At 30.0% G+C, this 12,916-nt stretch carries 13 protein-coding genes; 4 read left to right on the top strand and 9 right to left on the bottom strand.

Annotated features, from left to right (window positions below):
• Together ACWI69_RS02440 and ACWI69_RS02435 are read right to left on the bottom strand one after the other, a co-directional pair.
• On the bottom strand, positions 1-1,056 hold a 1,056-nt coding region (locus tag ACWI69_RS02440; protein ID WP_448820270.1), incomplete at its 3' end, for an NCS2 family permease.
• Positions 1,057-1,099: 43 nt separating this feature from the next.
• On the bottom strand, positions 1,100-2,470 hold the full coding sequence (locus ACWI69_RS02435; protein WP_448820266.1) for an amidohydrolase: 1,371 nt from the start codon (positions 2,468-2,470) through the stop codon (positions 1,100-1,102).
• A gap of 183 nt (positions 2,471-2,653) precedes the next feature.
• On the opposite strand from ACWI69_RS02435, the gene ACWI69_RS02430 reads away from it, so the two are divergent.
• Positions 2,654-3,676: a hypothetical protein gene (locus tag ACWI69_RS02430; protein ID WP_448820265.1), complete on the top strand. Its 1,023-nt coding sequence runs from the start codon at positions 2,654-2,656 to the stop codon at positions 3,674-3,676.
• 29 nt (positions 3,677-3,705) lie between these two features.
• On the opposite strand, the gene ACWI69_RS02425 is transcribed toward ACWI69_RS02430, so the two are convergent.
• The 4 genes from ACWI69_RS02425 to ACWI69_RS02410 form a co-directional block, all read right to left on the bottom strand.
• Positions 3,706-4,065, bottom strand: coding sequence for a DUF309 domain-containing protein (locus ACWI69_RS02425; RefSeq protein WP_448820264.1), 360 nt, complete (start codon positions 4,063-4,065; stop codon positions 3,706-3,708).
• Positions 4,055-4,567, bottom strand: a complete 513-nt coding sequence (locus ACWI69_RS02420; protein ID WP_448820263.1) for a flavodoxin domain-containing protein — start codon at positions 4,565-4,567, stop codon at positions 4,055-4,057. The genes ACWI69_RS02425 and ACWI69_RS02420 overlap by 11 nt, the downstream gene beginning before the upstream one ends.
• 65 nt (positions 4,568-4,632) lie before the next feature.
• Positions 4,633-5,808 (bottom strand): M20 family metallopeptidase, encoded by a 1,176-nt coding sequence (locus tag ACWI69_RS02415; protein ID WP_448820262.1) that lies wholly within the window; start codon positions 5,806-5,808, stop codon positions 4,633-4,635.
• Positions 5,809-5,822: 14 nt separating this feature from the next.
• On the bottom strand, positions 5,823-7,232 hold the full coding sequence (locus tag ACWI69_RS02410) for a YfcC family protein (RefSeq protein ID WP_448820261.1): 1,410 nt from the start codon (positions 7,230-7,232) through the stop codon (positions 5,823-5,825).
• Between the two features lie 208 nt (positions 7,233-7,440).
• On the opposite strand from ACWI69_RS02410, the gene ACWI69_RS02405 reads away from it, so the two are divergent.
• Genes ACWI69_RS02405 through ACWI69_RS02395 form a run of 3 tightly spaced genes read left to right on the top strand, consistent with a single transcriptional unit; the run spans position 7,441 to position 9,402 of the window.
• Positions 7,441-8,277, top strand: coding sequence for a MurR/RpiR family transcriptional regulator (locus ACWI69_RS02405; RefSeq protein WP_448820260.1), 837 nt, complete (start codon positions 7,441-7,443; stop codon positions 8,275-8,277).
• A gap of 12 nt (positions 8,278-8,289) precedes the next feature.
• A complete protein-coding gene (locus ACWI69_RS02400) occupies positions 8,290-8,823 on the top strand; it encodes a hypothetical protein (protein WP_448820259.1) in 534 nt (177 codons plus the stop codon).
• A gap of 21 nt (positions 8,824-8,844) precedes the next feature.
• Positions 8,845-9,402 (top strand): flavin reductase family protein, encoded by a 558-nt coding sequence (locus ACWI69_RS02395; protein ID WP_448820258.1) that lies wholly within the window; start codon positions 8,845-8,847, stop codon positions 9,400-9,402.
• Positions 9,403-9,423: 21 nt separating this feature from the next.
• Here the strand turns inward: ACWI69_RS02395 and ACWI69_RS02390 are convergent, their stop codons facing one another.
• From ACWI69_RS02390 to ACWI69_RS02380, 3 genes are all read right to left on the bottom strand, one after another.
• Positions 9,424-9,933, bottom strand: a complete 510-nt coding sequence (locus tag ACWI69_RS02390) for a hypothetical protein (RefSeq protein WP_448820257.1) — start codon at positions 9,931-9,933, stop codon at positions 9,424-9,426.
• Between the two features lie 80 nt (positions 9,934-10,013).
• The gene (locus tag ACWI69_RS02385) at positions 10,014-11,423 is read right to left on the bottom strand and encodes a carbon starvation CstA family protein (RefSeq protein WP_448820256.1); all 1,410 of its coding nucleotides are present in this window, start codon (positions 11,421-11,423) and stop codon (positions 10,014-10,016) included.
• Positions 11,424-11,932: 509 nt separating this feature from the next.
• Complete coding sequence (locus tag ACWI69_RS02380) at positions 11,933-12,916, bottom strand: S66 family peptidase (protein WP_448820255.1); 984 nt, start codon at positions 12,914-12,916, stop codon at positions 11,933-11,935.

The raw sequence follows: 12,916 nt of genomic DNA, 5'->3' as shown, positions 1-12,916 counted from the left end.
TGCTGGAGCGGATGCATATCCTGGTACTATCCCAACTATTGGGGTAAATAATAAAGCTAATAGGAATAAACCACTCGTGATTAAGGAAGCCAATCCCGTTCTAGCTCCTGCAGAAATTCCAGCTGCTGACTCTGCAAATGATGTTACTGTACTAGTCCCTAAAACTGCTCCAATCAGTGTTGAAGATACATCTACTTGTAACATCCTTTTTAAACCTTTGGCACCTTCATCCCCTTGAACCAATCCCATATTTTTGTAACAAGCCATCATAAATCCAAGTGAATCAAATAAATCTATAAACATAAATGAAAATATCGAGCCTATTAATGATATTCGCAACGCTCCTAATATATTTACTTTCATAAAAATAGGATTCACTGACGGGGGCATTGAAATAATTGCCTTCGGAACTTCAACAATTCCCAGAAATATTCCAATAATCGTTGTTATTGCAATACTTATTAAAATTCCACCTTTTATTTTTTTTATCTCACAAATAGCCATAATTGCCAAACCTAAAATTCCTAGTACTGTCAATATTGAAAAATCTCCTAGTCCTACAAAAGTAGCATCATTTGCAACAATTACTCCCATGTTTTTCAATCCAATAAAAGCTATAAAAAGACCTATTCCTGAAGTCGCTGCTGTAGAAACCACACTAGGGATTGCATTGGCTATTTTCTCTCTAATTCCTCCCAATGTCATAATTAGAAAAAATAACCCCGATATAAACACAACTCCTAGCGCATCTTCCCAAGAAACTCCTTGCCCTAAAACTAATGTATAAGTAAAAAATGCATTTAATCCCATTCCCGGTGCTAAAGCAAATGGTGCATTTGCCCATAAAGCAGCAATTCCTGTTCCAATTGCCGTTGCCAAACAAGTTACTGTTATAAGTGCACCTTTATCCATTCCAGTTGCAGAAAGAATAGCTGGATTTACAAAAACTATATATGCCATTGTCAAAAATGTCGTAAGCCCTCCTAAAACCTCTGTTTTTATCGAACTTCCTCTCTCTTCAACTTTAAATATTTTTTCCAATACATCAAGAAACATACTCCTCTTTTCTACTACTTTTTCCACTTTGTTAACCCTCCAATTATATTATATCTATTACAGGAAATCTATTTGGTAAAACTATATTTGCTTTATTTTTTATATCTTTAGACTTTCTATTTAGCTTCTCAATCAGCTCTCTTTCGTTTAAGACCAAAACTTCTCTATCTTTCATCAACCATTTTCCATTACACATTGTAGATTCAACATTTTCACTGGACATTGTATAAACAATATTAGCTATTGGATCATGAAGTGGTAAAGAATGTATTGTATTTGGATTTAAAATTATTAAATCTGCTTTCTTTCCAATTTCTAGACTTCCTATTTCATTTTCCAGTAACGCACATTTGGCACCATTTATAGTTGCCATCTCCAATACTTGTTCTGCTGGTACAGCTTTTGGATTCAATGTTCTTCCTTTATGGATTAGAGAGGTCAAGTACATCTCTCTCATCATATCCATTCTATTGTTTGAAGGTGCTCCATCCGTTCCGATAGATACGTTTAGTCCCTTCTCTAACATTTCCGGTATCCTTGCAAACCCCAGCACAACCTTCATTGCTGCTGCTGGATTATGTGAGACTTTCACATCATATAGCCTGAATAAATCTATCTCTCTATCTGTTAGCCATACTGTATGTACCGCTAATAAATTTGGTCCTAAAGCTCCTAGTTTATGAAGATGTTCAACGGTTGAATTCCCTCTATTTAGTTTCACATAATCATTTTCCTCTGCTATTTCAGCTATATGCATATGAATTCCTGTATTTAATTCATCCGCTATCTTTTTTGTTTTTACTATTAATTCATCAGAATTATTAAAAATAGTTCTTAATCCAAACCAAATCCTAATTCTTCCATCTGCTGTGTTGTTATATTTATCATACAGTTCTCTTTGAACTTTTAATTCTTCATCTGCCGTCTTTATCCATTTTTCTGGCAATCCTATACCATCATCCATAACTGATTTCGATAATGCTGCACGTAACCCTGTAATTTTCACTGCTTCTGCCATAGCTTCTACAAATTGACCCCCCGCTTCTAAAAATGTTGTAACTCCAGATTTTATCATCTCTACACAACAAGCAGTCGAGGAAATCAACGAACTTTCATAATCAAAATTACTCTCATAAGGCCAAACTCTTTCTCTTAACCAAGTTAATAAATCTACATCATCCGCTATTCCTCTTCCTAACTGTTGGGATAGGTGGACATGAGTATTAACTAAACCAGGTAATACTATCTTTCCCTTTGCATCAATTATTTCAATCTCTTCTGAAAGTAATTCCTTTTCAACTTTTCCAATCGCCTTTATCAAATCATTTTCAATTAAAATCGAACCATTATTATAAATTTCTCTTTTTTTATTCATTGACACTATATATGCATTTTTTATCAAAATTTGCTTCATAAGAAACCTCCATATTTTTTAAAAAAAAAGTGTAAATTCTACCCAAAGTAGAGTCTACACCTTCTATAATACCACATCTATATATAAACTTCAATGGTTCTTGTGAAAAAATATCTATTATTTTTAACTTTTAATATGTTATAATCAAAATATATTCCATAAGTAAAAATAAAGGAGATTTCTATGAAAAATTCGACTTGTATTAAGTACATTGCTATTAGCTTTTTTCTAACACTTTTTTTTGGATGTAGTGCTATTATGACCTCTATTGGTAACAATAAGATTTCAAGTGCTATAAATATATATAACTCTCATGGAATAACAACAGATGGAACCGTAAAACTGATATCTGGTTTGGAATATTCCCCCGAATCCCAACTTGGAATACTACAATATCAAAAACAATATTTTGAAATAACTGGCATCAAAAATAGAATTTTAAAAAATAAATATTTTACTAAACAAGATTTAAACACGCTCAATCTATATCTTTTAACTGTTGAGGAGTTTAAAAAAATACAATCTAAATTTCCTACCATAACGGTTGACTACAATGATTTTAATAAATCTAAAGTTAAAATTACTAAAATTTTTGAGGATTTTGTTTTAAAAGATGAAAAAATATATATAAATCGTAGTCAAAAAATTCAAAATATAGATTTTTATAAAAAAATAAACACATATATAAATAGCTACATTATAAATAGTGCTATTTTTAAATTAGAAGGTGATGTAACTGTTAATCTTTATATCAATTCATCTTTTAGAGGGTTTTCTCAACTGGATTACCTCCTGACAGACGCTCTAAGATATGCTGCCGATATGAATATTAATAGAAACTTGGGAAATTATGTAATTTTTAGAGGTTTTAACTCTTTTCCAAGACTCAATTCTAAAAATTATCTTATAGATTTTAATTTTTCCAATATTTATGTACGAACTCTTGAGACAAAAGAAGTTACTAGAGAAAAAGAAAAAATTTTTACTACTCGTAAAAAAGTTACTGTAAGTGGTTACTATAAGATTTATACCCAAAGCTCTACGCCTTCTACTAGACATTTTGAATTTAATGAAAATTATACTCTCAGAATGAGAGAATACGATAGCTCTACTTTTTATGATGACGAAAGAGATATTATTAAAAAAATTTTAGAAGACAAATTTTCAAATGTTATTCGTTACGATTTAAATAATTTGATATATTAATTAAAAAAACCAGATTTTCTCTGGTTTTTTTAATTAAATATTGGAAGATAAACTTCCTCATAATCTTTTTTGTTTTTTAAATTTTCTATAACATCTAAAATTATTTGTTTCAAACGTTTTGAATCTATATTTATTATCTCTAATTCCGTGGATATTTCATCGTAATTGTTTAACGAGTTTTCTAAAACTTGAATAGCACCTCTAAAATTTTTATTTCTCCAATGATATAACTCAACAGATATTAACAAGAGATTTATTGCTAGGTGTTTTCTAGTTTCGCATTTAGTCTCCTCTATCCAAATCTCCTCTAAAATCTCATGGCACTTAAAAAAATCTCTTTGGTTTTGAAAAACATCTATAAACTCAAAATATCTTTGTTTATTCTTCATTTAAAAACTCACCAAAATTGTTTTTTATCCACTTTTTTAGCTTTTCTTTTGTTTCTTGAAGCATAAATATTTCATCCAAAGGTAGTCCAACAAATTTCCCTTCAACAATTGCACTACTCTTTACAAAATCATATCCCTTAGTTTCTGTAAAACCGACTATGCTGGTTTTCTTTTCAACTAAAATATCATACAGTGGTTTCATCCCATTCACAAATGTAGCTGCATAAAAACCTTGGTTTCCTCTGCCTATGATTCCAACGAATTTCCCTTCAAAATCTACTTTTGAAATTTTTTCAATTCCTTTTTTCCAATCCTCATGTGGCTCACCAAAACCATAAGTTGGAACAATGAAAATTAATTTTCTATACTTCATTAAACTTACAATAGCATTATCATCCGCTATTTTATATACATCACAATTTTCTTTTAATAAATCCTTTATCAAAGTGGCTGTGAACTCACTTTTACCTCTAGCACTGCTATAAAATATTCCTATCTTCAATTATCACACCTCCATCTATACTCCATAAGTATAGTATTTTAAATGTGATTTTTCAATAACCTAATTTACATTTTTTCACTTTTTTCTTTATTGAGCTTAAATTCGGTTAAAACTTCATTCAATAAATCTGCATTAGTTATTAAATCATATGCAGTTCCTGCTAAAATTTTTGCTCCAAATATTATAGCATTGTGTGCTTCTTCACTTTTTCCAGCACATAAAAATTCGTCCGAATGGGATGAGGTTCCTTCAGGGACAAAAGCTATTCTTATACATGATCCCGGTACATGATACATTACATTTCCAAAATCTGTAGAACCTGTTTTTTCTCTAGGAGGAGATAACCTCGGAGCGTTTACCAATTCTGCATTGCTCATAAGAACTTTATTAAGCTTCAAAACAGGTATTTTATTGTTTAATCTTTTTGTTTCTACAATTTCATAGTCCGTTTCTGTCATAAGAGATGCACCCTGTACAACTTTTTTGAATCTTTCAATGACATGATCCAGATAAACCCTATTATAGCACCTTATACTAAAATTTGCTTCCGCATACTTTGGAACAACATTTGCAGGCCCTCCTGCATTTGTTATAGTATAATGTATTCTTACATCTTCTCTCACATGTTCTCTTAAAAATTCAATTCCTTGAAATAATAATATTATTCCATCTAAAGCACTCCTACCTTTTTCTGGTGCTAAAGCTGCGTGAGCTCTAACTCCATGAAATTTTACTGTAAAATTTGATAAAGCCAACGATTTTATATCTGTTGTTGTATCCGGAGCACCATGCATCATCAAAGCAACATCTATATCATTAAAACAACCATTTTCTAACATTTTTACTTTTGCACCTATTGTTTCCTCTGCTGGTGTACCATAAACTACAATTTTATATTCTTTACTCTTCAATTTATTTTTTATACTTAAAGCTGCTCCTACTATACTTGGTCCCTGCATATGATGTGCACACGCATGTCCCATTCCTTCCAATGCATCATATTCGCACAACAATCCAATAGATGGACCATTTTTTCCGACCTCATAAACAGCCCTAAAAGCTGTTTCAAATCCACCTATTCCCATCTCTACTTTAAAACCATTTTTTTTTAAAAAATCTGTTATCTCTTTTGAGCTTCTATACTCTTCTAGTCCAAGTTCTGGATTATCAAAAATAAAATCCCCTAATCCAATTAAATCGCTTTTCAATTCATCAATATTTTCTAAAATTTCCTGCTTCATAATCTCTCCTTTAACTAAAATGGTCCATATCCTATCCAATTCGCTACGATTATAAGTATTGATCCCGTCACTATCCATATTAAAAACAATTTCCCCATATATTTCATCCAATCCTCATAGGATACATTAGCTATAGCTAAAAATCCCATCAATGCCGACGACGTTGGAAGAACATAGTTGCTAAATCCATCTCCGAAATTAAATGCTAAAACTGCTGTTTGTCTAGTCATTCCTATCATATCTGCCACTGGTAACATTATCGACATTGTTACCGCTGCTTGACCACTTCCTGAAGTAACCAAACCATTTATAAATAATTGCATTAAAAACATCCCTATAGATTGTAACACGTGTGGTAAAGATGCTAACATATTCCCTAAATAATAAACAGCCGTATCTAAAATTTTTCCATCATCTAATATTATAGATATTGTTCTAGCTATTCCTATTATTAAAGCTCCAAATACTAAGGCTTTTGCTCCCTGCACAAATTCTTTTGCAATCGTGCTTGGTGAAAACCCATAAGCTAATCCTCCCAAAATAGCCATCCAGATGAATAGTGCAGCACTCTGATTTAGACCCCAGTGCCATGCCGCTCCACCATATATTAGCAATGTAAATAATCCAATTACAATTGCCAATACTAAGTAGTGTCTCTTCTCTATTTCTGGCATAGTATTTCCTTCACTCTCCATATTGTTTTCCAATTTTTCTAAGTCTCTAACAACGCTTAATTCTGGATTTTTCTTTATTTTTTTAGCATAACTTAATATATAGATATTTGTTACAACTAAAAATACAACTAAACAAAAAATTCTATAACCTAATCCAGAAAACATTGGTAATCCTGCTAATGCTTGAGCAACCCCTGTTGTAAATGGGTTAAATGTTCCTGTACTAAAACCAATAGCCCCTCCTAAAGCTACCATAGATATTCCAACTATTGCGTCATACCCCATTGATCTTGCTAAAATTATTGCAACTGGTGCAAATCCAATAAACGTGTTAACTCCCATACTCATGCAAGCTATGGCAAATATTGTTGTAAAAGCTGGTATCAGGAGTTGATCTTTATTTGAAAATACTTTAGTTACTTTAGATGTCAAAGCTTGAAACATCCCTGTTTTTATAATCACATGAAATGCTCCTCCAACAATTAAAACTAAAAATATTATACTGCTAGATTTATTTAACGCATCTACAATTTTAAATGGAATATCTAAAAAACTAACTGGTGTATTCTCTATAAAAGTAAACTGATTTGCAACAATAACAGTTTTTCCAGTTACAGCATCTTTTACTCTTGGAAAATTCCCTGCTGGAACTATCCAAGTTAATAATACAGCAAAAATAATTAATCCAAAAATAATTACGTATGTATGTGGAAAGCTCATTTTATTTCCACTTCTTTCTTTTTTACTCATTGTTACCCTCCAAAATTGTTTTTTAAAAATTATTTCAATTATAAAATGTTTATTTACATTCATAAATATACTACCATATCTTTTTATAGTCAAGTTTTTTTTGAACTATATGTACTATTTATTTATAATTTTTCCGATATTTTTTATATTTATATATTTGAAAAAATATGGTAAGCTATGTTATAAATAATTTTTTAAGGAGCTTATTATGATTGATTCTTTACAAAAAAGAATCGCAAATAAAAGTTTAACAAAAACTGAAACTATTATTGCAGATTTCTTTCTCCATAATGAAAATAGAATATATTTTTTAACATCTAGCGACATAGCAACAGAACTACAAGTGAGTGATACCTCAGTGATTAGATTTGTCAAATCCCTAGGTTTTAGTAATTTCAAAGAGTTTAAAGATAGCTTAAAACAACAAGTGAGTGATAAAATTCTTACTCCATCTGAAAAATTAAGATTAAATGAAAACCTCTTAAAAAAAAATGATCTAATTGAAACATTTACTAATTCAATCTTTAAAAATATTGAAGAAACAATAAATATAAACTCTTATGATAAAATCTCAAAAATAATTGATATACTTTTTAAATCCAATAAAAAATATATTATAGGTTTTAAAAGTGTCTCTGGAGTAGCATCATTTTTTGGTTTACGTTTGGGATTTATTTTGCAAAATGTTATTACTCATAGCCAAAATAATTCTGAACTTATAAAAAATATAGTCGATATCCAGAAGAATGATTGTTTATTTTTGATTGCTCATCCTAAATATTCTAAAACTTACTCTCTATTGATTGAAATTGCAAAAAAAGCTGAAGCAAAAGTTATTGTTATTACTGATAAATCTACTTCACCTATTGCTAACAGTGGAGATATTACTGTATTTACAGATATCAGAGGTATCAGCTATTTTAATTCAATTATTTCAACCCAAGCACTGATAGAATTTATCTTGACTTCTATGAGTAAAAATTTAGATAATCAATCTAAAATACGATTAGCTTATATAAACGAACTTTTAAATGAGAATAAATAATTTGGAGGATTTATGAAAAAACTAATACTTACAGGATTCTTACTTAGTAATCTACTTTATGCTAACTCATCACCCATAACTCAAGAAAAATTAAAAGAGCAACTTATGCCTTTACTTAAAAAGAGTAGCACTTATGAAAAGTTCAAACCAATTCTAGCCAGAGAGGGACAAATTGGAGAAACTATAAAAACTTTCACAAAAGATGGCTTAGAAACAACAAATAAAGTTACTGTTCCTAGCTATATTGTTAAAAATACAACTGACGCTAAGGAAGAATATATCGTAACAAAAGAAAAGTTTGAAAAGAGATACACTTTTTTAAAAAAAGAAAATAAAATTTGGAGTTTTTTTAAACCTATTGGAGAGATTAAAGTTGTAAAAATTAAAAATGAAGATGACTTCTTCATTTTAGCACCTTGGGGAGAAAAAATGATTGTTAAGAAAGGGGATTTTTTGATTTCTCCTCTTGATTATTCTGAAGTATACAGAATAGCTAACAAAGAATTTTTTGAAACATACAAACCAAAAGAAAGATTACAAAAATAAATTTTAAAGAGGTGATTTTTTATGTGGAAAAATTTAGGACCCCTTGTAGCTTTATACCCTACTCCTACAGTTGTTGTTGGTATGATTGATGAATACGAAAAAGTCAATTGGATTAATATTGCTCATGTTGGAATTATTGGTACTGACTCTATTATGTTAAGCATCAAAAAAACTCATTTTAGCAACGAAATTATCAAGGATAAATTTGCAGTTTCTGTTAATATTGTTACAGAAGATATCCTTAAAGCTACTGATTTTGTTGGAATTGTTAGCGGACGAAAGGTCGATAAATCGAATGTTTTTGATTACACTATGGGAATTAGAAATGTTCCTATGATAAATCAATCTCCTGTTGTAATGGAATGTGAAGTGACTGACAACTACGAAACAAAAGAACATAATCAATATATTTTAAAAGTTCGACATACACATATAAAATCTGAGATTTTGAATTCTAAAGGAAATATTAATTACGATATTTTAAAACCTATTCTTTTTGAAATGTCTACTAAATCTTACTATAAATTAGGAGATAAAGTAGGAGAGTGTTGGAAAATAGGTGAAGATTTTTCAAAATAAAAAAGCCCTGATGGGCTTTTTTTATTTTTTAAATGTTTCCTTGTTGGCTTCAAAAGCTCTAAGAGTATTTCTAAGCTCCCCATTTACACTATTTGCATGGAATGTTGATCCTGCTAAAGAATCAACTGGTAGCTCTTCTCCAGTTTTTCCAACATATTTATCTATCCACTCTTTTTCATTTACATTTGGATGCTTCGCATTTGCATCTGGCAAAGAGAATCCTAATAATTTCCCTTCTGGTGAAATGATTGTTATTAGTGCCTCATGCTTATTATACGATTTAATATGTGTTAATCCAACGTAAGCAACTATTTTCCCTCCTTTTTCAATTGGAGTAAAATTATAATATCCTAAGTTCGGTGCTTCGTAGATTTCTCCCAGCTTATCGTAAGTAATCCCGGTATTTTCTATTGCTTTTTGAATTTGAGGAGTATAGTTCTCTATTGAATATTTAGATAAATCCTCTGATTTCGCTTTATAAGCTAAAGCTAATTGTGATACACAAAAAATCATTAATAGTACTTTTTTCATTTTTTTCCTCCAATTTTTGATATGATATGAACTATTATAGCATAGTAAAAAACAAATTGTAATTTTAAATTTTTTTCTTTTTACATACTCATCTCGCTTATCTCTTTATTTACCTTGATATTTTTTATTCCAATAGCTACTAGTGCTAATACAAAACTTAAAGCCCCTATACTATATACAATATACATATTTTCTAATCTTAATCCTTCAGGTGCTGCTAAAAAATAACAAGTAATCATACCTGTCATGAAAGCCGCAGGAATTCCAGCTATCCAATAATTTTTTCTTTTTTCTATAAGATAATACGTACATGTCCATAATCCCAATGTTGCTAAAAGCTGATTTGTAGATGCAACATATCTCCAAAGAGTATTGAATCCAATTTGTGATAAGAAACCAGCTAGCAAAAATAGAGGGATTGCAACTAACAATCTATTTTTTAGTGAACTTTGATTATAATTTAAAACCTCTGCAATTGTAACTCTTGCACTTCTAAAAGCTGTATCTCCAGTTGTGATTGGTAGAGCAATTAACCCAAACAATGTGAACAACAATCCATATTTACCTAAAAGTCCTGTTATCATTTTGCTAACAGCTACCATTCCTCCTCCACTAACAGCTAATCCTTCTACACCATTAAAAAAACCTAAAGAGATTGCCGCCCATGTTAAAGCTACAAATCCCTCTAAATACATAGCTGCCATAAATGATTTTCTTCCGTCTTTTTCACACTTTAGACATCTTGCTACCAACACAGATTGTGTTGAATGAAATCCAGATATTGCTCCACAGGAAATGACAACAAACATATATGGAAATATTGGAAGTTTTTTAGGATGCAAGTTTCCAAAAGTTATCTCTGGTATTTTTACACCTTTTACTAACATTGCTCCAATCAATAAAAACATCATTAAAACTAAAGCTCCCGCAAATAATGGATACACCCTTCCTATAATTTTATCAATAGGTAGTAGTGTTGCTACTATATAATACCCTACAATTAATACTAACCATAGTTCTTTATTAACTCCTGTAAATGATTGTAAAATCTCTGCTGGACCTGTTATGAATGCAACTCCAACAATAACTAAAAGTAGAACTAAAAAATATTTGGCAAAGACTTTTGCTTTATTTCCTAGATATTTTCCAATCAACTCTTGCATATTTTCGCCATTATTTCTCATGGAAATCATTCCTGTATAATAATCATGAACTGCTCCTGCAAAAATAGTTCCAAATACAATCCACAAAAAAGATGAGCTCCCCCACATGGCACCTGCCACAGCTCCAGTAATTGGTCCAAGTCCAGCTATATTTAAAAATTGAACCAAAAAACTTTTAATCCAGTTCATCTGTACAAAGTCTACTCCGTCAGCTTTTGCTAATGCTGGTGTCTCTCTATCATCTATAGCAAAATTCCTTTCTAAATATTTTCCATAAGTTAAATACGCCACTATTAAAATAACCACACCCATAATATAACTTTTCATAGATTATCCCCTCCTTTTATTAACCAACAATTAACTACCTACTATATTTTTCATCTTCACCTTTAACTATTAAAAACTTTTCTCAAATTCTTGTAGATTTACCCCAAGTTAATTGCACTCTCTGAAAACTAATAGTCCTATTCCCCCCCTTTCTAGGTTGTTTATTCTTGTAATTTCTAAATTTCCTTTTATAAATTTATTTTAATTTAAAGTATATAATTTAAATATAAAAAGCTTGATTTCCATTAGAGAATCAAGCTTTTTATATTTAAAAATTTATTATTGCAAAGATATATAGCAATCTAACATCTCATTCGTTTCTCTCATAACTAAAGAAACAAAATCAAAATTCTCTCCTGTCGTATGTGCTTTATCTAGAACTACATGATACCCTACCTTTTAAAAAGCCTCTAAATGTTTTCTTAAACTTTTTACTTGTTCCTTCTAACACTGTTCTTAATTCATCTAGTTTTAATTTTTTTTGATTAATCTCATCAAAAATATTTTTCTCAATAGTTCTTTTCTATTTTAATCTTAACCTCGCCATTTTTTGCTACTAAATTCATTATAGCATTTTGAGGAATACATATACTAGGAATTGTATGTCCACAATCAAAATTATAAATTATAGGATAATCTCTTTTACCAACAATCTCATCTATAAGCTCCTCATATTTCAAACCTGAATTTTTATTGTTGTATATTTCTGGTTTACTAAAAATTAAACCTTTTAAATTATCAAAAATTTTATAAAGTTTTAAAGCATTTAGACTTCTTTCCTCTAAAGTTATAGTAGCATCTTGATCCTCTAAAACCAGAATACAATTTTTTAAATCGGGAATAAAATCACTTCCAAAAAGTGTAACAAACGTTTCTATATTTGCAACGATAACTCGTCCTCTTGCTTCCCCTTCATTTAAAATTTTCCAATCATCATTTTTTTCATATAACCTCTCATTTTTCCACTCTTCAGTTAAAGCATTTAGAAGTTGATTAGACCATTTTTCAGGAGGTATTAAATCATAACTATTCTCAATTAAAGCCTGAAAAAAACTACTTTCTCCAAATATATTTTTAGAATGATATTCACCAAAAGTTGGGATTAGTGATGCTCCATATATAATAGAAAAATTTGTTTTCTCTAAAAATGCCATTTGAAGAGCTGTTATATCACTATATCCACAAAGAATCTTCTTAATATTTTTTATTTTGTCAAAATCTAAGTATGGAAGTAAACTGGCACTATTATAACCTCCAATAACAGGCATTAAAATATCAATATCTTCATCTAAAATTAAATTCATTAATTCATTAGCTCTCTCTTTTCCAGAGGCAGTTCGATATCCTTGAAAGTTTTCATTTTGAATTAAATTTCCCTCTTTTACATTAAATCCCAATTCTAATAACCTAGATTTAGCATATTTATATTTTGATGCAAATAAAATATGAGCAGGACTTGATGGAGCAAAAATTCCTATTGTCATTTTTTTCAT

The sequence above is a fragment of the Cetobacterium sp. genome, assembly GCF_977044495.1.
This window is presented reverse-complemented; position numbering and strand designations above follow the sequence as displayed.